This is a genomic window from Salinactinospora qingdaonensis (genome assembly GCF_039539445.1).
Lineage (GTDB): Bacteria > Actinomycetota > Actinomycetes > Streptosporangiales > Streptosporangiaceae > Salinactinospora > Salinactinospora qingdaonensis.
The window spans coordinates 101,417-123,059 of record NZ_BAABDD010000005.1; the positions used below are offsets into that span (position 1 = coordinate 101,417).

General features: G+C 68.3%; 23 protein-coding genes. 12 read left to right on the plus strand and 11 right to left on the minus strand.

Translation table 11 applies throughout. The annotated features are described in order from the left end of the window. Positions 1-186: 186 nt before the first annotated feature. From ABD848_RS07145 to ABD848_RS07170, 6 genes are all read left to right on the plus strand, one after another. A complete protein-coding gene (locus tag ABD848_RS07145) occupies positions 187-588 on the plus strand; it encodes a roadblock/LC7 domain-containing protein (RefSeq protein WP_344968699.1) in 402 nt (133 codons plus the stop codon). Positions 589-671: 83 nt separating this feature from the next. Continuing rightward, the gene (locus ABD848_RS07150) at positions 672-1,115 is read left to right on the plus strand and encodes a DUF742 domain-containing protein (protein ID WP_344969064.1); all 444 of its coding nucleotides are present in this window, start codon (positions 672-674) and stop codon (positions 1,113-1,115) included. Positions 1,116-1,149: 34 nt separating this feature from the next. Continuing rightward, complete coding sequence (locus ABD848_RS07155) at positions 1,150-1,737, plus strand: GTP-binding protein (RefSeq protein WP_344969066.1); 588 nt, start codon at positions 1,150-1,152, stop codon at positions 1,735-1,737. 374 nt (positions 1,738-2,111) lie between these two features. Then, the gene (locus ABD848_RS07160; RefSeq protein WP_344968701.1) at positions 2,112-2,978 is read left to right on the plus strand and encodes a helix-turn-helix domain-containing protein; all 867 of its coding nucleotides are present in this window, start codon (positions 2,112-2,114) and stop codon (positions 2,976-2,978) included. A gap of 12 nt (positions 2,979-2,990) precedes the next feature. Then, positions 2,991-3,233, plus strand: coding sequence for a DUF397 domain-containing protein (locus ABD848_RS07165; protein ID WP_344968703.1), 243 nt, complete (start codon positions 2,991-2,993; stop codon positions 3,231-3,233). A 211-nt stretch (positions 3,234-3,444) separates the two neighbouring features. Further along, entirely contained in the window at positions 3,445-4,296 is an 852-nt protein-coding gene (locus tag ABD848_RS07170) for an SAM-dependent methyltransferase (RefSeq protein WP_344968705.1), read from the plus strand. 43 nt (positions 4,297-4,339) lie between these two features. Here ABD848_RS07170 and ABD848_RS07175 read toward each other — a convergent pair whose 3' ends face one another. The 3 genes from ABD848_RS07175 to ABD848_RS07185 all read right to left on the minus strand — a co-directional run bounded on the left by ABD848_RS07175 (position 4,340) and on the right by ABD848_RS07185 (position 9,432). Beyond that, positions 4,340-5,494 (minus strand): acyl-CoA dehydrogenase family protein, encoded by a 1,155-nt coding sequence (locus ABD848_RS07175; protein ID WP_344968708.1) that lies wholly within the window; start codon positions 5,492-5,494, stop codon positions 4,340-4,342. Positions 5,495-5,499: 5 nt separating this feature from the next. Continuing rightward, positions 5,500-7,611 (minus strand): ATP-binding protein, encoded by a 2,112-nt coding sequence (locus ABD848_RS07180; protein ID WP_344968710.1) that lies wholly within the window; start codon positions 7,609-7,611, stop codon positions 5,500-5,502. A gap of 186 nt (positions 7,612-7,797) precedes the next feature. Beyond that, a complete protein-coding gene (locus ABD848_RS07185) occupies positions 7,798-9,432 on the minus strand; it encodes a carboxyl transferase domain-containing protein (protein ID WP_344968712.1) in 1,635 nt (544 codons plus the stop codon). 123 nt (positions 9,433-9,555) lie between these two features. Here ABD848_RS07185 and ABD848_RS07190 point away from each other — a divergent pair, with 123 nt between their 5' ends. Together ABD848_RS07190 and ABD848_RS07195 are read left to right on the plus strand one after the other, a co-directional pair. After that, positions 9,556-10,128 carry an SACE_7040 family transcriptional regulator gene (locus ABD848_RS07190; RefSeq protein ID WP_344968714.1) on the plus strand — a complete coding sequence of 191 codons (573 nt, stop codon included), beginning with the start codon at positions 9,556-9,558 and terminating at the stop codon, positions 10,126-10,128. An 849-nt stretch (positions 10,129-10,977) separates the two neighbouring features. Continuing rightward, positions 10,978-12,339 carry an NAD(P)/FAD-dependent oxidoreductase gene (locus tag ABD848_RS07195; protein ID WP_344968716.1) on the plus strand — a complete coding sequence of 454 codons (1,362 nt, stop codon included), beginning with the start codon at positions 10,978-10,980 and terminating at the stop codon, positions 12,337-12,339. 26 nt (positions 12,340-12,365) lie between these two features. Here ABD848_RS07195 and ABD848_RS07200 read toward each other — a convergent pair whose 3' ends face one another. Both ABD848_RS07200 and ABD848_RS07205 read right to left on the minus strand, forming a co-directional pair. Beyond that, the gene (locus ABD848_RS07200) at positions 12,366-12,653 is read right to left on the minus strand and encodes a metal-sensitive transcriptional regulator (RefSeq protein WP_344969068.1); all 288 of its coding nucleotides are present in this window, start codon (positions 12,651-12,653) and stop codon (positions 12,366-12,368) included. Positions 12,654-12,767: 114 nt separating this feature from the next. Further along, positions 12,768-13,373, minus strand: coding sequence for a hypothetical protein (locus tag ABD848_RS07205; RefSeq protein WP_344968718.1), 606 nt, complete (start codon positions 13,371-13,373; stop codon positions 12,768-12,770). A gap of 186 nt (positions 13,374-13,559) precedes the next feature. On the opposite strand from ABD848_RS07205, the gene ABD848_RS07210 reads away from it, so the two are divergent. From ABD848_RS07210 to ABD848_RS07220, 3 genes are all read left to right on the plus strand, one after another. Further along, a complete protein-coding gene (locus ABD848_RS07210; protein WP_344968721.1) occupies positions 13,560-13,808 on the plus strand; it encodes a DUF2630 family protein in 249 nt (82 codons plus the stop codon). A gap of 111 nt (positions 13,809-13,919) precedes the next feature. After that, on the plus strand, positions 13,920-14,522 hold the full coding sequence (locus ABD848_RS07215; RefSeq protein ID WP_344968723.1) for a DUF4126 domain-containing protein: 603 nt from the start codon (positions 13,920-13,922) through the stop codon (positions 14,520-14,522). 44 nt (positions 14,523-14,566) lie between these two features. Next, positions 14,567-15,247, plus strand: a complete 681-nt coding sequence (locus tag ABD848_RS07220) for an HAD family hydrolase (RefSeq protein WP_344968725.1) — start codon at positions 14,567-14,569, stop codon at positions 15,245-15,247. Between the two features lie 105 nt (positions 15,248-15,352). Here the strand turns inward: ABD848_RS07220 and ABD848_RS07225 are convergent, their stop codons facing one another. From ABD848_RS07225 to ABD848_RS07245, 5 genes are all read right to left on the minus strand, one after another. Continuing rightward, entirely contained in the window at positions 15,353-15,967 is a 615-nt protein-coding gene (locus tag ABD848_RS07225) for a superoxide dismutase (protein ID WP_344968727.1), read from the minus strand. A 230-nt stretch (positions 15,968-16,197) separates the two neighbouring features. Next, positions 16,198-16,653: a MaoC family dehydratase gene (locus tag ABD848_RS07230; RefSeq protein ID WP_344968729.1), complete on the minus strand. Its 456-nt coding sequence runs from the start codon at positions 16,651-16,653 to the stop codon at positions 16,198-16,200. Positions 16,654-16,766: 113 nt separating this feature from the next. Then, entirely contained in the window at positions 16,767-17,138 is a 372-nt protein-coding gene (locus tag ABD848_RS07235) for a hypothetical protein (RefSeq protein WP_344968731.1), read from the minus strand. A 487-nt stretch (positions 17,139-17,625) separates the two neighbouring features. Then, the gene (locus tag ABD848_RS07240) at positions 17,626-18,750 is read right to left on the minus strand and encodes an enolase C-terminal domain-like protein (RefSeq protein ID WP_344968733.1); all 1,125 of its coding nucleotides are present in this window, start codon (positions 18,748-18,750) and stop codon (positions 17,626-17,628) included. Positions 18,751-18,950: 200 nt separating this feature from the next. Beyond that, positions 18,951-19,568 (minus strand): class I SAM-dependent methyltransferase, encoded by a 618-nt coding sequence (locus tag ABD848_RS07245; protein WP_344968735.1) that lies wholly within the window; start codon positions 19,566-19,568, stop codon positions 18,951-18,953. Between the two features lie 22 nt (positions 19,569-19,590). On the opposite strand from ABD848_RS07245, the gene ABD848_RS07250 reads away from it, so the two are divergent. Beyond that, a complete protein-coding gene (locus tag ABD848_RS07250) occupies positions 19,591-20,130 on the plus strand; it encodes a MerR family transcriptional regulator (RefSeq protein ID WP_344968737.1) in 540 nt (179 codons plus the stop codon). 218 nt (positions 20,131-20,348) lie between these two features. Here the strand turns inward: ABD848_RS07250 and ald are convergent, their stop codons facing one another. After that, on the minus strand, positions 20,349-21,467 hold the full coding sequence (gene ald, locus ABD848_RS07255; RefSeq protein ID WP_344968739.1) for an alanine dehydrogenase: 1,119 nt from the start codon (positions 21,465-21,467) through the stop codon (positions 20,349-20,351). Positions 21,468-21,643 lie beyond the last annotated feature (176 nt).

Below are 21,643 nucleotides of genomic sequence, written 5' to 3' on the forward strand. Positions count from 1 at the left end.
GCAGCGGACTCCGGTACGGGGGCCCTGCGGCGAGGGGCCAATCAGATCACGGATGCACCATGATTTAGCATCATCCTCACTTCTGGGACATCCAACCGCAATAAAGTCGCTATCGATGATTCCTTGGCCTCAGGCTGGCTCTATTCTTGACGGCCGAAGCGAAGGCTGGGACCGACAGGAGAGCAGATGAATCAACCGGTGAACGAGCTCAACTGGCTGATCACTGACTTCGCAAACCGCGTGCCCGACGTGGCGCATGCGATTGTTGTGTCGTCGGATGGGCTCCCCCTCGCCTCGTCCTCCGGTTTCCCCCCGGAACGCGCCGACCAACTCGCCGCGATCGCCTCAGGCCTGTCCAGCCTCACTCAGGGGGCGGCTCGGGTCTTTGAAGGCGGCGCGGTGGCCCAGACGGTCGTAGAGATGGAACGTGGTCTGCTGCTCATCATGTCCATCGGTGACGGCTCCTGTCTGGCCGTACTGGCCGCCGCTGAGTGCGACCTCGGACTCGTCGCCTACGAAATGACATTGCTCGTCGACCGGGCCGGTCGTGCGCTGACTCCAGCGGCACGTACCTCAGGCACTCACTGACCCACCACGGACAGGAGGAAGTGGTGGCACCTAACGGTAACGAGACCGGGAACGGATCGTGGTTCGGACAGCCGTCCGACGGTATCTACCGAGGGGCCGCGGACGGCCCCGGCGGTGACCCTTCCCGCGATTCCGCGCGACCAGGCCAGCAACCACAAGATCAGCAATGGTCAGTTGGAAACAACGCGCCGAGCTCACTCGTTCGGCCTTACGCTGTTACTCGGGGCCGGACCAAGCCGAAGTCGCAGCTTCCTCTGGAAGCTCTCATCTCCTCCACCGCTACGGCACGCAACGAGTTCGGAACTTTGACTCCGGAGTGCCAGGCGATCAGCGACATCTGCCGGGAGTGGCGCTCTGTGGCGGAGATATCAGCACTCCTGCGTATCCCGCTCGGTGTCGCTCGGGTGCTTGTGGCAGACATGTCAGAGCAGGGGCTGGTGCAGATCAGCTCGTCGTCCAGCAATACCGACAGCCGGCCCAACGTCAACCTGCTTGAAAGGGTGCTCAGTGGACTTCGCAAGCTCTAGCCCAGCCGACGAGGGCGGTGCTGTGGCGAGCGCGATGACGTCGGTCAAGATCGTCGTCGCCGGAGGCTTCGGTGTGGGCAAGACGACGTTCGTTGGCTCTGTCTCCGAAATCGTGCCGCTGACCACCGAGGCGGTCATGACCAGCGCCAGTGTGGGTGTCGACGATCTGGCCAAGACGCCGGACAAGCAGACGACCACTGTCGCCATGGACTTCGGCCGTGTTTCCCTCGACTCCGACCTGATCCTGTACCTGTTCGGCACCCCCGGCCAGCATCGGTTCTGGTTCATGTGGGACGACCTGGTCAAAGGAGCGATCGGTGCCGTGGTCCTGGTCGACACTCGTCGGCTGGCCGACTGCTTCCCCGCCATCGACTACTTTGAAGAGGCGCGGCTGCCGTTCATCGTGGCCATCAACGGTTTCGACAGCTACTATCCGCACTCGCCCAACGAGGTGCGCGACGCCTTGTCGCTCAGCGAGGACATCCCGATCGTCCAATGCGACGCCCGGGACCGCAACTCCACCAAGTCCACGCTGATCAACCTGGTAGAGCACGCCATCACCGTTGGCGATGCCGCCGCTGGCCAGGCCACCTCCACCGGAGGCCAGGGCAGTTGGCGCTGAACGCGGCGCGGCACGGGCGCCGGGGGTAACCGACGAAGTGGCTACCCCCGGTAGTGCTGCGCGTTTCGGTCCGGTGGCCCAGAGGTGGGCGGGACTCCCCCGAGGGCCGGTGGTGCGGTCTTCGGTGCGCCCCGCCGTTGCCGGTGGCTCTGTGGGGCACCCAGTCGTAGCTGTAGCGCGGTCCTGTGCCCGCGCTCTCCGGTCGCGTTCACCGGGTGCCGCAGGGCTGCTAGGAAACGGTGAGGCCTAGCGTTGTTCCCGGCGGCTGTCGGCGGGACATCGCTTGATCGGATTCCGCGCCTCATGTCCTTTTTTTGCCAGTGTGGGGTTTTTGTGGACTCGGTTGAATAACGTCGCTCATTTAGACTCTTGACATGCGACGGACCCCCCGAAACCACAGTCCCACGGTGCGTAGGAGGCGGCTGTCCGCACTGTTGCGACGGCTTCGCGGTGAAGCCGGACTAACGCTTGAGGAAGCGGCGGCGCGGACGGGAATTCCCAAATCTCGCCTTGGCCGGATCGAAACGAGTGACCTTCGCACCGTCAAAGCGGCCGATCTTGACGCCTTGATGGAGCTTTACCAGATCGAGGACGCCGAGACCCGGCAGGGGATGCACGACCTCGCCTATGACGCCAAGGAACGCGGATGGTGGTCGCGCTATCGTGACGTTTTCGGGGCGCGCGCCTTGCCCGATTTCGAGACCGAAGCTTCGGCCATCCGTAATTTCGAGTGCCAGGTAATACCCGGCCTGCTGCAAACCCCGGACTACGCCGAAGCCCTGTCAAAGGGCACGGGCGTGCTCGACGCCGACGAGGTGCGTCGCCACGTCGACGCCCGGATGGAACGCCAGCAGATCCTCATGCGTTTCTATCCGCCCGACTACTGCGCGATTCTTGACGAGGCGACACTGCGTCGGCCCTCGGGCGGTAACGAGGTGATGCGACAGCAGCTCGATCATCTGCTCCAGATGGCCACGCGGCCCAACATCCGCCTCCACGTCCTCCCGTTCTCGGTGGGCATGCACGGTGCGACTATCGGCAGCTTCGCGATTATGGACTTCCCCGAGCCGCTGGACCCCAGCATCGGTTTTGCCGAAACGCCCACAGATAGCCTCTTTGTCGAGAATGAAGTAGAGATCCACCGGTATAACACGATGTGGAATGAGGTGTACAACGCATCGCTGACACCGGCGCAGTCCATGGACTTTATCGCCGGTGTATCAGCAACCTTTAGAGAGTGACCGATATTAATAATGACATCCCCGGCATGGCGCAAGAGCAGCTACAGCGGTGGCAACGCGCAGAACTGTGTGGAGGTCGCTGGCGTGTGGCGAAGATCGGGCTACGAGGGCCGCGACGGTGCGTATGCCGGGCAACCGGAGTCCACCTTTAGCCACGGGGTGCGTGACTCGCGGACTCCTGAGAGCACCGAACTGTTCTTCGCGGGCGCCCAGTGGGCGGCGTTCCTGGCTCCCCTCAAGCGAGAGGCCTTCTAACCCTTCGGGGAGGCGACACTTGAGCGCGGCCCGGACCCGTCGCCATGTCTATGGCCGTCTTAGGCACAGCCGCCCACCCGGGGCTCTATTTTTGGTCGTCGCCATTCCCCTCTGAGGAACCAGATATTTTTAGGTACACGTTTCCGATTATCCCGAGGAGTCGTAAGATCACGTGGTTTCAAGTAGTTTTCGCGTTGAGGAGCGTGGTGACGTGACCGAGCCGAATCAGTCCTTCCCGCCCGACATCAGGACGGACGAGCCCACCATCGCCCGTGTCTATGACTATGGGATGGGCGGAAAGGACAATTTCTCCGTTGATCGGGAAGCCGCGTTGGCTCTGGTCAAGGTCACCCCCGAGATCCTCGACGTGGGGCGTGAGAACCGACTGTTCCTCTACCGCGCTGTGCGCTACCTCGCCGAGGAGGTGGGAATCCGTCAGTTCATCGACATGGGCAGCGGCATGCCCACCGAGCTCAACGTCCACCAGGTGGCCCAGCGCTTCCAGCCCGAGGCGCGGGTGGTCTACGTCGACATCGACCCCATCGTGCTCGCCCACGGTCGCGCGATCCTGGCGGACAACCCCTCCACCACGGTCATCACCGCTGACATGGTCAACTCCTCGCAGATCCTGGCCGATCCCGACCTGCGGGCCCTGATCGACTTCTCCGAGCCGGTTGGGGCGCTGTACTTCTCCGTGCTGCACTGCCTCCCCGACGAGGCCGACCCCAAGGCGGTGCTGGGGAGCATGCTCGACGCGCTGCCCTCTGGCAGTCACATCGCGCTCTCGCATCTGATCAGCGAGGACGTGGCTGCCGGCGACGCGCTCACCGCCGCCTTGCTCGCCCAAGGGCCGTGGGGCCGGGTCCGTCGCCCGGAGGAGCTGCGGGACTTCGTCGCCGGGCTTGAGCCGGTCGCTCCCGGCATCGTTGATGTCAGCGCATGGCGGCCCGACCCCGACCAGCCCCCGCTTACTCCGGTCCCCGAACCGCTGCGTCCCTACCTTGGCCAGTCCTCAGGCAACAAGAAGGTGTGGGAGATGGGCGGCGTGCTCCGTAAACCCTGACGTGTGGCCGGGGCGCCACCACGGGCGGCGCCCCGGCCCGGCCTCAGGCCGGCAACCCCAATTCGCGGGCGATGAGCATGCGTTGGATCTCCGAGGTCCCCTCGCCGATTTCGAGAATTTTGGCATCGCGGTAGAAGCGTCCGACCGCGGACTCGTTCATGAACCCCGAACCACCGAAGATCTGGGTGGCTTCGCGGGCGTTGTCCATGGCGGCGTTGGAAGAGACCAGCTTGGCGATCGCGGCCTCCTTCTTGAACGGCTCCCCGGCCAGCATCCGCTGGGCGGCGTCGTAGTAGGCCAGCCGAGCGGTGTGCACCCGGGCCGCCATGTCGGCCAGCTTGAACTGGATCGCCTGGTGTCCGCCGATCGTGGCCCCGAACGCTTCGCGTTGACCGGCATAGGCCAGGCTCTCGTCCACGCACCCCTGGGCCAGCCCCACCGAAAGCGCGGCGATGGCGATCCGCCCCTCGTCAAGGATGCGCAGGAACTGGGCATAGCCGCGTCCGCGCTCGCCCACCAGGTTGTCCTCGGGCACCTGGCATTCGTCGAGGATCAGTTCATTGGTGTCGGAAGCGCTCCAGCCGACTTTGGAGTACTTCTGCCCCACCGACAGCCCCGGCGTGTCACGGGGGATCAGGATCGCCGAGATCTCCGGGCGGCCGTCGGGCAGGGTTCCGGTCACTGCGGTGACGGTGACCAGGGCGGTGATGTCGGTCCCGGAGTTGGTGATGAAGGACTTCGTGCCGTTGACGACCCACGTCTCCTCGGCCAGGCGTGCGGTGGTACGGATTCGGCCGGCGTCAGAGCCGCAGTGGGGCTCGGTGAGTCCGAACGCCCCCAGCGCCTCTCCCGAGCACAGCCGGGGCAGCCACGTTTGGCGCTGTAGCTCCGAGCCGAAGCGAAAGATCGGCATCGCCCCCAGCGACACGCCCGCCTCCAGCGTGATCGCGACACTGGAATCCACCCGCGCCAGTTCCTCCAGCGCCAGACACAGCGCGAAGTAGTCACCGCCCATCCCGCCGTAGGACTCCGGGAAGGGGAGTCCGAACAACCCCATCGCGCCCATCTGGGCGACGATGTCGTAGGGGAACGCCTCCCGCTCGTAGTAGTCACCGATGACCGGTGCGACCACCTCGCGGGAGAACGTTGCCACAGTGCGCCGTAGCTCCTCGTGTTCCTCAGACAGTTGACGGGACATAGTCCTCACCCCTCGGGGTCGCGTTCGGTGGTGACGTCGCCGGCTGGTGCGGCGGCAGCGTCGGGTGTGATCACGGCCAACACCGCGTCCATGCCCACGGTTTGGCCGGTGTCCACGTCGATCCTGGTCACGACGCCGTCCACCGGAGCGCTCACCGCGTGTTCCATCTTCATCGCCTCAATGACCAGGACCGCGGTGCCCCGCGTGACCCGGTCCCCCCGCTGGACGGCGACGCTGAGCACCGTGCCCGGCATCGGGCTGCGCAGCGTGCCGTCCTCGGCGGTCTCGGCGTCACCCATGGGGGTGAGGACCGCTTCCTCGCGCAGGTGCCATGTGGCGCCGGCGTGGCCCAGCCACAGCGTGTCCCCGTCGAGGGCGCGGGCATAGCGCACGACTCGTCCCGCGTAGCTGACGGTCAGCGATCGGTCGCCGTCGCCGCGCCGGGCGCCGGCCCCCCGTGGGGGAGCCTCGCCCACCTGCACCTCGTAGGTGTCCTCGGGGCTGGTGGCGGCGGTAGCGCGGCGTACTCGCACCGCAAGGGGGGCGTGGCCCGAAGCGTGCAGCCGCCACAGCGTCCACGCATTGCTCCCGACGCGCCAGTTGTCGGGGATGTCGAAGCGGTCGGCCGACGGGTTGACGGGCTCCAGCGCCAGTTGGCGGTCCAGGGCCGCCGCGGCGTAGACCTCCTCGGGGATTTCGCTGTCGGCGGCGCTCAACTCCCGGCGCAGTCGCTCGGTGAGGTCGGTGCTGAGCCGGCCGTCCCTGACCTCGGGGTGGCAGAGCAGCCGGCGTAGAAAGGCGACGTTGCTGTCGCAGCCCAGGAGCGTGTAGCGGGCCAGGGCGGTGTCCATGCGGTCCAATGCGCCCGCCCGGTCGGGTGCCCAGGTGATGACTTTGGCCAGCATCGGATCGTAAGCCGAGGTGATGTCGGTGCCTTCGCTGATGCCGGAGTCGACGCGGGCCTCGGTGCCGTCAGCCTCCCCCAGCAGCAGCACGGGGCCGCCGGTGGGCAGGAACCCCCGAGCCGGGTCTTCGGCATAGATCCGTGCCTCCACCGCGTGCCCCTCGATATCGAGGTCGGTTTGGCAGAAGGGCAGCGGTTCCCCCAACGCCACGCGCAGTTGCAGTTCGACCAGGTCGATACCGCGGCGGCCGGCCACACTGGCCACCGCCTCGGTGACCGGGTGCTCCACTTGGAGCCGGGTGTTCATCTCCAAAAACGCATACTCGGGTTCGGCGGCCTCCGCGGTGGTTGCCACGATGAACTCCACGGTTCCCGCCCCCACATAGCCGCACGCCTTCGCCGCGGCCACGGCGGCCTCGCCCATGGCGGCGCGCTGGGTTGGGGTCAGCAGCGGCGACGGAGCCTCCTCCACGATTTTTTGGTGGCGCCGCTGGAGACTGCACTCGCGCTCTCCGAGGTGCACGACCCCGCCGTAGGCATCGGCTAGCACCTGTAGTTCGATGTGGCGCGGGCGCGACACGAAGCGCTCCACGAGCAGGGTCGCATCGCCGAAGGCCGCCAGCGCCTCCCGCCGTGCCGCCGCCACCGCCGCGGTCAGGTCGCCGGGCTCGTGGACCAGCCGCATCCCCTTACCGCCACCGCCGGCTGAGGGTTTGACGAGCAGCGGGTAGCCGATCTCGGCCGCCGCTTCGGCCAACTCCGCGTCGGTCATCGGGTGTCCGGGACGCTCGGTGAAGCCTGGGAGGAGCGGCACACCGGCCGCTGCCACCGTGCTCTTCGCGCCGATCTTGTCGCCCATCGCCTCGATCGCCTCGGGTGGGGGCCCCACGAACCCGATTCCGGCCGCAGCGCAGGCGCGGGCGAATGCGGCGTTTTCGGAGAGGAAACCGTAGCCGGGGTGGATCAGGCTCGCCCCACTGGCGCGGGCGGCGGCGATGATGGCCGGGCCGTTGAGGTAGCTGTCGGCAAGCTCGGCGCCGCCCACACGCACCGCCGTGTCGGCGGCGCGCACGTGGCGCGCGGTGGCGTCACCGTCGCCGTAGATCGCCACCGAGCCCATGCCCAGCCGTCGTAGCGTGCGCATCACCCGCACGGCGATCTCGCCGCGGTTGGCCACCAGAACGCGGGTGGGGCCAGTCGCCTCGGTCGTCATCGCCGCCCCCCTCGCCGGCCGGCGCCGTTGCGGGAGTCCCGTGGGGAGTCGGCCACGCCGTTCCCGTGACGGCTTGGGCCCCAACGCCGCGCTACAGCCGGCGGGGGCGCCGTTGCGGCCCCGAACCGCCGCGCCGAAAGCCGCTCTGCCGCGGCCCACACAGAAGGCAGCATGTCCGCTCTCCCCTTACATCCGAAAGACGCCATAGCCCACGGGCTCCATCGGCGCGTGCCGGGCCGCGGCCAGCCCCAGCGCCAGCACCGTGCGGGTATCGGCCGGGTCGATGACGCCGTCGTCCCAGATCCGAGCCGTGGAGTAGTAGGGGTTTCCCTGCCGCTCGTACTGCGCCCGGATCGGTTCCTTGAACTCCTCCTCCGCCGCTGCCGGCCACTCCTGTCCGCGTGCGTGCATCTGGTCGCGGCGCACCTGCGCCAGGACCGAGGCCGCCTGCTCACCACCCATGACCGATACCCGCGCGTTGGGCCACATCCACAAGAAGCGGGGCGAGTAGGCCCGCCCGCACATGCTGTAGTTGCCGGCTCCGAAGGAGCCGCCGATGACAACGGTGAACTTGGGTACGCGGGCGCAGGCCACGGCGGTGACCATCTTCGCGCCGTGCTTGGCGATGCCACCGGCCTCGTAGTCGCGCCCCACCATGAATCCGGAGATGTTTTGCAGGAACACCAGCGGCACGCTGCGCCGGTCGCACAGCTCGATGAAGTGGGCACCCTTGAGCGCCGACTCGCTGAACAGAATCCCGTTGTTGGCGACGATGCCCACCGGATGGCCGTGCAGGTGGGCGAAACCGGTGACCAAGGTCGTGCCGTACTCGGCCTTGAACTCGGTGAACTCGCTGCCGTCGACGATGCGCGCGATGATTTCTCGCACCTCGTAAGGGGTGCGGGTATCGGTGGGCACGATCCCGTAGATCTCACTGGGGTCCAGGGCCGGTGGCCGCGGCTCGCGCCGCTGCCATGCCGGCGGCGCCGGGCGCGGGCCGAGGGTGTCGACGATCCCGCGCACTGTCGCCAGCGCATGGCCGTCGTCGGCGGCTAGATGGTCGGCGACCCCCGAGACGCGCGCGTGCACGTCGCCGCCGCCCAGTTCCTCAGCGGTAACGCTCTCACCGGTGGCCGCCTTCACCAGCGGGGGGCCGCCGAGGAAGATGGTGCCCTGCTCGCGCACGATCACCGCCTCGTCGCTCATCGCCGGCACGTAGGCACCGCCGGCGGTGCACGAGCCCAGGACCGCTGCGATCTGGGGGATGCCCGCGCGCGACATCGTCGCCTGGTTGTAGAAGATCCGCCCGAAGTGCTCCCGGTCGGGGAAAACGTCGTCCTGCATGGGCAGGAACGCGCCCCCGGAATCCACCAGATACACGCAGGGAAGATGATTGTGCAGGGCCACTTCTTGGGCCCGTAGGTGCTTCTTCACGGTGACGGGGTAGTAGCTGCCGCCTTTGACGGTGGCGTCGTTGGCCACGACGACGACCTCGCGCCCGCAGACCCGGCCCACTCCGGTGATGATGCCGGCGGCGGGAGCGTCGTGGCCCTCCTCGCCGTACATGCCGTACCCGGCCAGCGGCGACAGCTCCAGAAACGGCGAGCCCGGGTCGAGGAGGGCGTCCACGCGGTCGCGCGGCAGCAGCTTGCCGCGCTCGACGTGGCGCGCGCGGGACTGTTCCGGGCCGCCCAGGGCCGCGGTGTCGATCCGTTCCCGCAGTTGGTCCGCTAGCGCGCGGTTGGCTGCGGCGTTGGCGGTGAAGGCGGCGCTGGTGGTGTCGACCGTCGAGCTGAGCGTCGGTGCGCTAGGCAAAGGCATCCACTTTCCAACGGCAACGGCGCGGAACCGCTGTTAATAACCATTAACATCGCCGATGTTAGTGTTCGCTAACGGCTGGTGTCCAGCAACAGATGAGGAAACCGAGGGAAACCAAGGGGGATCATGGCCAACCGCGCGATCGGGGCACGGCGCCAGGAGATCCTGCGCGCCGCGGCCGAACTGTTCGCCGCGCACGGTTTCCATGGCGTCTCCATCGAGGATCTCGGCCGTGCGGTAGGCACCAGCGGACCCGCGCTGTACCGGCATTTCCCCGGTAAGGAGGCGCTGCTTGCCGCGATGCTGCTCGACGTCAGCGAGCGGTTGGCCGAGGGTGGGCGGGCACGGGTGGCCACCGCCCCCGATCCCGCGACAGCGCTGGAGGAGTTGCTGCGCGGCCATATCGCCTTCGCTCTCAACGAGCCCGCTCTCATCACCGTCCATGACCGCGAACTCCCCAACGTCGCGGCCACCGACCGCCACCGCATCCGCCGGTTGCAGCGCGGCTACCTCGAACAGTGGGTTGAGGTGGTGGGCCGGTTGCGCCCGCACAGCCGCCCGGCCACGTTACGCGCCGCCGTGCACGCCACCTTCGGCTTGCTTAATTCCACGCCCCACAGCGCGGGGGAGGTGGCCAAGGACGAGATGGCTGACCTGCTGTTGACCATGGGCCGGGCCGCCTTGCTGGCACCGCGCTAGGGCGTTGACGGCCAACTGGATGGCGGGGGAGGCACCACGTCGGCGCCCGCTTTGCGGGGAAGGGGCAGCAGAGAGGAGCGGCGAGGGCGGGGGGTTCCTATGGGGCTGTCAAGCCGTGAGTGGACAGATGGTGCCGTTCGCTCGTGCCTCGATCGCTGCGCGATCTCGGAAGCTTGGGAGGGCGAGGCAACTTGAAGAGGGGCGGTAGCTCTGAGGCCGCTTCTCTCGATCGCTGCGCGATCTCGGCAGTCTGAACAGGTGGGGGCACAGCGATGTGGGTGGCCGTGCGGGCGAGGGGAGCCACTGTATGCCGGGAGGTGGCGATGGTGTTCCCTCTTCGGCGGGCGCGAAGCGCGATGGTTTGACTGTTTGCGGAGCAGTCGCCTCGGGACGGGGAGGTGGTGGCGCCCGCCTTGGATACCGTTTACCCCTGGCTACTGAGATCGCGCAGCGATCGAGGCACGAGCGATGGGAAACCCCACACTGTCGGCGCTGTCGGCCGGGGCGGTGTCGGCGTCGAGGGGACGGCGCGGGCGGCGGGCTCTCGACGGTGACAAGGCGGGCCGCGTGGCACGATCGTCGTGAGTGCCGCCGCTTGGCGATTCTCGCGGCCCATACCGCCCCACGGCGACTCTCGCTGCGCTCAAGGCGATGCCGGGCGTAGCTGAGCCCAGCACGGCTGCCGGTGCCACTCCTCGCCCCCGCGATGCCACGTTTGACGCGCGGGGCTCAGGGCAGCGTCAGCCCGAATGCCGCTGCCCCTCGCCCGGTGGCCGTGGCGCGTGCCGGGGGAGACGTGCGGTTCGGACGATGAGCGGCCCCACCCTGCGTCAGGGGAGTGATGTGACGATGGCGCGACCTCGTATCGTCGTGATCGGCGCCGGATTTGCGGGACTGTCCGCGCTGCGCCGGCTGGAGCAGCGCATCCCCCGCGGCGCGGCCGAAATCGTGCTGATCGCGCCCAACGACTACATGCTGTACCAGCCCTTGCTGCCTCAGGTAGCTTCCGGGCTGCTCACCCCGCAGTCGATCGCGGTGTCGCTGCATCGGGTGCTGTACCGCACCCGGATCGTGCCCGGAGCCGCCATCGGGGTTGACGTCGATACCCGCACCGTTGTGGTGCGCCGAATCTCGGGCGATCTGGTCTATGAGCGTTACGACCGCCTTATCCTCGCCCCGGGCAGCAACACCCGCGTCTTCGACATCCCCGGACTCATCGAACACGGCCGAGGCAACAAGAACCTCGCCGAAGCCGTCTACCTGCGCGACCACGTCCTCGCCCAACTGGAGTTGGCCAACGCCAGCGGGGACCTCCAAGAGCGCGTCGAGCGGTGCACCTTCGTCGTGGTCGGCGGCGGCTACACCGGCGTCGAGACAGCGGCCTCCCTGAAGCTGCTGTGCGAAGAGGCGTGCAAGCGCTACCCCCACCTGCGCGCTTACCTTTCTTGGCACCTCATCGACATCGCGCCCCGCCTGATGCCCGAGCTTGGGCACAACCTGGGCCAAAGCGCTATGGAACTGCTGCGTGAGCGCGGCGTCAAGGTCACCCTCGAAGTCAGCGTCAAGGAGGTCAGCGAGAACAAGGTGACCTTCACCGACGAGACCGTGCTGCCCTGCCGCACCCTCATCTGGACCGCGGGAACCAGCCCGAGTCCGCTCAACGCGGGGCTGGGGCTGGAGACCGACCGCGGCAAACTCGTGGTGGGCCCTGATCTGGCGACGCCGCAGCGTCCGGAGATCTTCGCCGTGGGCGATGGCGCGGCCATTCCCGACCTGAGCAAGGAAGAGTCGGGCGCGTTGTGCCCACCCACCGCCCAACACGCCTCGCGGCAGGGGCCGGTGGCCGCCGACAACGCCATCGCCTCACTCCTGGGGCGCCCCAAGCGGTCCTACTACCACCGCGACCTGGGGCTACTCGTCGACCTCAGCGGGCGCGACGCGGTGGCCCGCCCCCTGGGCTACGAGGTCACAGGGGCGGCTGCCCTGGCTCTGACCCGCGCCTACCACCTCTACGCGCTGCCTTCCGGGCCGGCCCGGGTCCGCGTCGCCACCAACTGGATGATCCGCGCCCTGCTGGGTGGGGAGGTCGCCCGGCTCGGCTTTCTCAACCTGAGGATCGACACGTTGCTCGACTCGGAGGAGTCCCAGCAGTACCTCACCCCCGAGGATGCTCACGAGCGTGCGCTTGTGGCGGTCGGCCGCGAGCACTGAGCGCCCCGCGGGCGGCGCAGGGCGCTTCAGGAGCGCACCAGGCGGGAGATGGCCTCCGACGCCTCACGGACCTTCTCCTCGGCGTCCTCGCCGCCGTTGGCCACGGCGTGGGCGACGCAGTGCTTGAGGTGCTCGTCCAACAGCGACAAGGCGAAGGAGCGGAGCGCCTTGTTGATCGCTGCCGTCTGGGTCAGGATGTCGATGCAGTAGGCGTCGTCCTCGACCATCCGTTGCAGCCCGCGTACCTGGCCTTCGACGCGGCGCAGCCGGTTGAGGTGCTGCTGCTTGTTGTCGTGGTAACCGTAGGTGGCCATCCCGTGCTCCCAATCCTCCCCCGAGTTCACGTCATCTGCCATTATCCCTGTTACCCCCAGCCCCTAGCGGGTTCCACCGCAAGACGGGGAGCATCCCCTTCCACCAGGCCTCGGTTAGCCGCGGATACCGAGTCGACGTAGCTGTAGGGCGGCTAGGCGCTCCACTGTTGCTTCATCGCCCTCACGCCACGCCATGACAGGGGTGGCGTGGATCTTGCCGATGGCGCGTACCGGCGCCGACGACAGCGCGCGCAGCGCCAGTAGCTCCTGGCGGGCCTGCTGCGGCATCGACCGCAGCCGCCGGGCGTCGCTGGCCCGCCGAATCCAACGCAGCCGTAGCGGCAGCCAGGTCGCCAGCACGAACAGGATCGGTAGCAGTGCCGTCACCACCGCCAGTAGCAGCGCCATAGTCATGACCGTGTCTTGGAACTGACTGCCCGCCTCGCTCAGCGTTTCCCCGGTGGTGCTCAACCCGGTGAAAGGCTCGGCCAGTTGTTCGCCGGCCAGCGGGATCTCGGTGGCCCGCCGTGCGGCCTCGTCCATGTGCTCAGACAGCGTGCCGCCGGCGTCTTCCAGGAGCACCCCCGGCTGGGCCAACAGCACCACCACGTCATAGAGCCGCATCGCGATCCACACCCATGCGGCGATCCACGCCGCGGCGAGTACGTCACTGCACAACTGGCGAAAAAAGCGCAGTGGTCGATCGGCGTAGATCTTCACGAGGGACTCCTAGCCGGCTGGGGGCGAAAGGGCGGGTGCGGCAACGTTCCGGCGCGCGCTCGCCGACAACTCGCCACAATCTTCCCGACAAACCCGTATTTAACCGGCTCCATGGCTCTTCAGGGGCGAGTCGTCTCAAGCGTTCGGCATATTGCCAGGTCAACGGTGCCGATTGACCATAGGGGCATGAATAATGCCAAGGACCGCGAGACGGAACTCGTCCGCCGGATCGGTCAGCTCGTGACCGAGGAACGCGACCTGCGCAGCCAGTACGAGCACCGCCTGACCCCGCAGGAGCGCCAACGCATCCGCGAATTGGAGACCACACTCGACGAATGCTGGGACATGCTGCGCCGCAGGCGAGCCCAAGAGGAGTTCGGCCGCTCCCCCGACGAGGGGACCGCGCCCTCCCGGCAGGGCCACAGCCGCCAATGACGCCCCTCGTCGGGGGAGCGGTGGAGGTCATCGAGCCGAGCGGGGAACCCACCGGCTCCGCCGTGCGTCCCATCCACCGCCGCCAGTGCCCACGACGGGGAAAGGGGACGCATGCTGGAGGTGCTGACCGGCACGGGACTCGCCTCGGCTGCCGGTCTCAACGCCTACGTGCCGCTGCTCGCTGTCGGCCTCGTCGCCCGCTCCACCGACGTGGTGTCCCTATCGCCGGGATGGCAGTGGTTGGAGAACCCCGTCGTCCTCGCCGCCTTCGCCGTACTGCTCGCCGTTGAGCTCGTCGCCGACAAGGTCCCCGCACTCGACAGCCTCAACGACCTCGTGCAGACCTTCGTCCGGCCCACCTCCGGTGGGGTGACCTTCGGCGCCGGCGCCTCGTCGCTTACCGCCGGCGACATGGCCGCGTCCGCGCAGGGGGACGGGTCGTGGTGGCCGGTCATCGTGGGCGCGCTCGTCGCGTTCGGCTTCCATGCGCTCAAGGCGCTGGCGCGCCCTGTGCTCAACACCCTCACCGCTGGTGTCGCCGGCCCTGTCACCAGCACGCTCGAGGATATCGTGAGTATCGTCACGGCGTTGCTGGCGCTGTTGCTTCCGCTCCTGCTGCTGGTGGTGCTGCCGCTGCTGGTGGGCGTCGGAGTGTGGGCCTGGCGGGTGCGCGCTCGCCGTCGCGCCGTCGGCTCCTCGACAGGCCCGCCATGAGCGCGAATTACCCGATACGCCCCAGGGCACATAGCATGCACGCCGTGGCAGATATCGCGACTCACCGGCATGACGCGACCCATATCGTCTGGGACTGGAACGGCACCCTGCTCGACGACAATCACGCCAATATCGCCGCCGTCAATCGGATCTGCGCAGAGTTCGGACGTGACCCGGTGGATCTGGAGTACTGGCGGTCGGTCTTCCGGCGTCCCCTCCTGTCCTGCTACGAGGAACTACTTGGCCGCTGCTTCATCGACGGGGAGTGGCAGCGCCTCAACAACGCCTATGAGCGTTGCTACGACACGCTCCTGCCCTCTTGCGAGCTGGCCGAGGGGGCAACCGAGGCGCTGCGCGCGTGGCCGGAGGCGGGACGCAGCCAGTCGCTGCTGTCCATGGCCTCCCATGACGGTTTAGTGCCCCTCGTCGACGAGCGTGGTCTGACCCACCACTTCACCCGAATCGACGGGCGGCGTTTTGACGCCACGCATGACTCCAAAGCCGAGCATCTCGCCGCCCACCTACAGGCCCAAGAGATCGACCCGGCCACCGCGGTACTCATCGGTGACATCGACGACGACGCTCACGCCGCGCATGCGGTGGGCGCCCACGCGATCCTCGTCACTACGGGCATGATGGCCCGCTGGCGGCTGGAAGCCACCGGCTACCCCGTCGCCGACACCGTCACCGAGGCGGTTGCCCGACTCGGGGCCGGCGTGGGCTGAGCTGTCCGGCGGGACCTGTCGGGACGCAGCCACTCTGGAGACGCGAAAAAGAGGGCGATCCCACTGTGGGACCGCCCTCCCCGTTGTTGCACCGTGGGCCGCGTCTCAGCCGAGTTGGATTTTGCGAGCCTCGGTGAAGCGGCGCTGCACGTCCGCCCAGTTGATGACGTTCCACCACGCCTTGACGTAGTCGGCCTTAAGGTTCTTGTACTGCAAGTAGAAGGCGTGCTCCCACATGTCGAGCATAAGCAGCGGGTAGAGCCCGGCCGACAGGTTGCCCTGGTGGTCGTAGAGCTGGTTGATAACCAGCTTCTGCCCCAGGGTGTCCCAGGCCAGGATCGCCCAGCCCGAGCCCTGGATACCGGTGGCCACGGCATTGAACTGCGAGCGGAAGGCGTCGAAGGAGCCGAAGGTGTCATCGATGGCCGCACCTAGCTCGCCCTCGGGCTTGTCACCACCGTCAGGCGACATGTTCGGCCAGAACACCGAGTGGTTCACGTGGCCGGCCAGGTTGAACGCCAGGTTCTTCTCGTAGAGGTTGATCGCTCCAAGGCTCTCGTTCTCACGAGCTTCGGCCATCTGCTCCAGCGCGGTGTTGGCCCCCTTGACGTAGGCCGCGTGGTGCTTGTCGTGGTGCAACTCCATGATTTGGCCGGAGATCCACGGTTCGAGCGCGCTGTAGTCGTACGGCAGCTCAGGAAGCGTATAGGGCGCGGACATGTACGCACCTTCCTCTGACAGGTTCTTTTTTAATGGTTCCCGCGAATTGATCGCGGAGATGAAACTATCAGCAGGGGCGGCGGTCCAGCAGTGTCGCCCATGTGACAGCGGGGAGGGGGAATACCCCGACGACGCCCGCTTCTACCCAAGTGCCACGGGTCTCATTCACCGTCGCCGGTCGCCTCGCTGGAGTGCGCCGCGTTCGCGCCTCGGCGTGGCGCGAGCCGCCGCTATGGCACCAGTAGCGACAGCGTCTCGGCGACCAGCGCGGGTTTGCTCTCACCCTCGATGTCGACCTGGTGCTTCACGGTCAGCAGCACACCTCGGTCGTTCTCCCGGGCGTCGCTCAATTCCGCTCCGCTGCGCACCCGCTTGCCCACCACGACCGGTTGCAGGAACCGCACCCGGTTCAGGCCGTAGTTGATGCCCATCGACGGGGGCTTCTCCAGGGTGTAGATCTCCGCGGCCAGCATTGGCAGCATCGACAGTGAGAGGAACCCGTGGGCGATCGTGGCCTGGAAGGGGCCCTGGGCGGCGCGCTCAGGGTCGACGTGAATCCACTGGTGGTCTCCGGTGGCGTCGGCGAACAGGTTGATCTGTTCCTGGGTGACGGTGTGCCACTGGCTGTAGCCCAAGTGCTCGCCCTGAGCCGCGGTCAGTGCGTTGATATCGGTGAACGTCCGCATAGTTTGGCTCGCTCCTCACGTGTGATGGGCAGATGCCCCACTTTAAACCGACTGTTCGGTTTGTGTGTGAGTGCGGTCCCCCTCACACGCGACGGCGGCCGGCCCGCCTCGGTTCACCCTTGGGCGAGCTGCCGGATACGCTGCTGTGAAAGCCCGAGGTAGTGCGAAATGTCGGCGGGCGTGAGACCGGCATCGGTCAAACCGTCAACCGCGTCGCGCGTCTTCGCCGCGGCTCCGCGCATCGCCTCGTCGGCGTCGTGCACGGCGCGACGGGTTTCCAACGCGAGCTGGTCCAACGACGCACTCACCCGCGGCAACAGGTCGATGTGGATGTTCTCCTCGGCGACGTCGAGGTTGGCCGAGATGTACTCGCGCGCTCTCGTCTCGGCATCACCCAAGGTGGGCGACCAAGTCACCCCCACATCCCGAATCCGCAACTGCCAACCGTTCTCCCATTTTCGGGCGTCAACCTCGTACAGCCCCACCGGACGTCCTTCCTGCTGACTCTCCCTTCCTGATCATCTCGAACAGTTCACAGCCGCGGCAAGCCCTGTGGTGACGGCGTCGCAGCCCCATCGGTTCGTGGCACCGCCGTTGGCGACTGCCGGGCGGAGCCCACCCGCGAGCGCGGCCACCGCCCGGCCACCCCCGAATTTCGGACAGCGTCCCCGCGCGGACACCGGTTGGTCGCTTCCACACAGGAAGCGACATGGTGGCCGTGAACCCCGCGTGACAGGTGCGCCGGTCGCCGGCGGCCGACGCTCGAAGGCGCGTCTCTTGGCCCGACTCCTGGGGGCACCCGAGGGCGGTGGCCTCGTTGCGCGGGGGGCACGTGCCGCCTCGCACGCCCGAGACACGCCCGCGCGAGGAGCGCCCCGGTTGGCCGGCCTTGCCGTGATCGCCCTGCGGGGGCTATGCGGCCACGATGGCGCAACGCCGCGCAGCAGGGCAGCCGTCCCCGAGCAACCGGCCCTAACGCCGCAGGGTCACCGACTCTTGCGTCAACGCCTCGATCGTCGACTCCTCGACGGTATAGCCCAACCCTGCCTCGGTGAGCGGAATCGGGGTGATGCCGTCGTGGGCACGTACCGGTGGCGAGACGATGTCGCGGGCGAACCCCGCCCCTGCGCCCGGCATCTCGCTGGGCAGGCTCATCCCCGGCAGCGACGCCAGCGCCACCGCCGCCGCCCGGCCCAACCCCGAGTGGCCGTCGTCGCCGCACCACACCTGCCACCCGGCGTCGACCGCCCGGTCGTGAGCGCGGCGGGCGGGAGTGAGCCCGCCCAGGTGGGCGACGTGCAGGGCGACGGCGTCGGCGGCCTCGGCCCGGATCGCCGCGTCAAGGTGCTCCAGTGAGTCGATCGAGGGCCCCAGCGCCACGGGGGTGCGCAATTCCCGCCGCAGGCGCGCGTAGCCGGCCAGATCCTTGACGGGCAGCGGCTCCTCGATGGCCAGCAGCCCATAGTCGTCCAGCGCGCGCAGCACCTCCAGGTGGGCCGGGTCCTCGCTGTAGCTCTGCCGCGCGCTTACCTCCAGCACGAGAAACGGGTAGGTCTGGCGCACCGCCCTGACCACGTCGATGTCCCAGCCCGGCTCGATTTCCAGGCGCACGCAGCGCACCCCGTTGCCCACCTGTCGGTTGACTTCGCGCACCAGCGACTCCAACGACGGCTGGCGGCCCACCGTCACCGCGGCGGTGACGGCCGTGCGGGTACCACCGAGAGCGTGGGAGAGCGGAGTGTCGCGCCGGCGGCTCCACAGGTCCCAGCACGCGGTGTCCACGCCTGCCACCACCGCGGGATCGGGTGCGAGCCCGCTCCAGACCTCGGCCGCCTCGGTGGGGCGTTGCCAGGGGTGCTTCAGCAGCGCGGGAGCGATCTCCTCGGTGACGGCCCGCCACCGCTGTGGCGTTGCCGCCACGATCTCGCCCCAGCCCACGCGGCCCGTCTCGTCGGCGGCCCGCACGACGATGTGGTCGGTGTGTTTGGGCTGCCCGCCGCCGCTGTCGCGCGGCGCTGGGTGCCTGCGCCGCAACCGGATCATCGTCGCCCCTACGGACACGACATGGTCGCGTGTGGCCGGCTCCGTGCGTGACACGCGCTCCGCCTCCCAAAACCGGGCCGGGAATGTCGAGGTCAGGGGAGCATGCTGCCTCCCGCCTTCTTTCGACGGTATCCCCTCTGCCCACCGCTTCCGACCGGAGTCGTGGTGCGCAAGCCGCCGGTGGGAACTATGTCACGCCTGCCGGGCGGTTGCACCGTTCGCGGGCTCGCCGACGGCCCCGGGGAGCCCCTCGGTCAGCCGGCGCTCTCCTCGCGGTCGGCTCTGCGGGCTCGAAAGATCACCGAGTGCGCCGTGTCATCGCGTGCGACGGTGACAAAACGCTGCCGCAGCGCCGCCTCGATCCGCTGGAGTTTCTCCTCGGCCAGGGCCAGCGACCGGGGACGACGGTGCCAGGTGATGACCAGGCGCCCGCCCAGCCGCAGCACGCGGTGCAACTCGGTGAGCCCGGCGTCGAGGTCGGGCCACATGGCCACCGTGTTCACCGAGATCAAGGCGTCGACCTCGGCGTCGTCCACCCCGGTGCGGGCCGCCGTGGCCCGCCACAGCCGCAGTCGCCCCGACTGCACCAGCTCGGCGTTGTGCCGCAGCGCCATCCGCGTCATTTCCGGCGACGGGTCGATCCCGATCACGCTGACCCGCGGGTCGCGGGCCAGCAACGTCACCAGCCGTCCCGGGCCGTGGCCGACCTCCAGCACGCACTCCCCGGGCCGCACGTCGAGCACCTCGGCCGCCTCGGCGTTCTCGTCGGTGTTGGTACGCGCCATCAGCCAACCGACCAACCGCCCCACCGGTCCCCGCGGGAAAGCGAAAGGGTTGACCGTGGGCTGGCGGCCCGTCCACAACCGGCTCATTACCATTGAATCTCCACACGTCTTGTCCAATGGGCTCGTCGGGCTCAGCCTGGAGGTTGAAGTCGACTTGAAGTCAACAGGCCCCGGGGATGATCCCGCTTCCCCTTCCGCCCAGCACCACAGCGGCCTTGTGCCCATCGGAGAGGCCGCTCGCCGCGCCGGCGTCGCCGCCTCAGCGTTGCGCTACTACGAAGAGCGCGGGCTGCTGGCCCCCGCCGCCCGCATCGGCGGTCGCCGCCACTACGGGCCGGTCGAGCTACGCCGGATCGCGTTCATCAGCCTCGCCAGCCACCTGGGGGTGCCGCTGGAGGCCATCGCCGCCATGCTCGACGGCCACAACTGGCACGACGCGCTGAACACCCAGATCGAGGCCCTCAACCGCCGCATCGAAGCCGCCGAACGGGTGCGCGACCTGTTGGGCCACGCCTTGGAGTGCCCCAACAGCGACCCCCTCAACGAGTGCGACTACCTCACCGAGGCTCTCGACGCGCGCATGGCCGCCGCGGCGCACCGCCCCCCGAACGCCGACACCGACCACCTCCCCTTCCCCGAGCACTGGTGAAGCGCGCCCTCCGGCAGCCGTCCCCCCCGCCGCGCCCGGCCTCGCCCCCACCACCGGCCCCGGCTGGGTTCTGCTGTGTGAACGGCTGGGCTGCGGGGGCGTTTCTCGTTCGCTCGTGCCTCGTCGCTGCGATCTCGGCAGCCTGGGGCGGCAGCGGAGGTGCTCACCCACGTGCGCCCATCGCCGGTCCTCCTGTCCTTGCCGCCCGTCCCAAAAACCTAGCCCGCCAGCGCCTCGGCGACCGTGCGCGCCTTGCGACCATGGGCGCGCGCCACTGCCTCGTTGGTCAGTTCACCGGTGTAGGTGTTGAGCCCCCGCGCCAGCGTCGGATCGTCCAGCAGCGCCTGGCGCCACCCCTTGTCGGCCAGCGCAGCCGCGTAGCGCAGCGTGTCCTTGGTGAGAGCGTGCGTGGAGGTGTTGGGGACCGCGCCGGGCATGTTGGCCACGCAGTAGAACACCGTTTCGTGTACCCGGAAGGTGGGCTCGGCGTGGGTGGTGGGGCGGGTATCGGCGAAACAGCCGCCTTGGTCGACCGCGATGTCCACCAGCACCGTCCCCGGCCGCATCCGCGCCACCACTCCGTTGCTCACCAGGGTGGGCGCCTTGGCGCCGGGGATCAGGACCGCCCCGATGACCAGGTCGCTGTCGAGTACCGCCCGCTCGACCTCGAAGGCGTTGGACCCCACTGTTTTCACCCGGCCCTGGTAGATCGCGTCGGCGTGGCGCAGCTTGTCGACATCCAGGTCCAGCAGCGTCACCTCGGCGCCCATGCCCACCGCCACGCGCGTGGCACTCATCCCCGACACGCCGGCCCCGAGCACCGTCGTCTTCGCCGGCGCGACACCAGGCACACCCCCCATGAGCACCCCACGCCCGCCGTGGGGGCGTTGCAGCGCCGCCGCGCCCACCTGCGGGGCCAACCGCCCGGCGACCTCCGACATCGGCGCCAACAGCGGCAGTGAACCGTCCGGAGCCTGCACCGTCTCGTAGGCGATCCCCGTCACTCCCCGATCCAGCAGAGCGTCGGTACACGAGCGCGAAGCCGCCAGATGCAGGTAGGTGAACAGGATCTGCCCGGGGCGCATCCGGGGGTACTCCTCGGCCACGGGCTCCTTGACCTTCAGGATCAACGCCGCGCCGGCCCAGACCTCATCGGCGTCGGCCACCATGCGGGCACCGGCGGCAACGTACTCCGCGTCGGAGATCGACGAGCCTTCGCCGGCCCCGCGTTCCACCAGCACCTCGTGGCCGTGGGCCACCAGTTCGTGGACACCGGCCGGGGTCATGGCCACCCGGTACTCGTGGCTTTTGGTCTCGCGGGGCACGCCGACGCGCACTTCGCCTCCTTGTATCGCTTTCGATACCTCTCCACTGTGACGCGCCCAAGCCTCACCTGCCACGTGCAACCGGGAGAAGAGCGATAATTTTTGGTTACATCGGGTAAACGGTGGCGAGGGAGGAGTGACCGCGATCCCCGACACCGGTACGGCCGCGGCCGTACCGGCACCGTCCC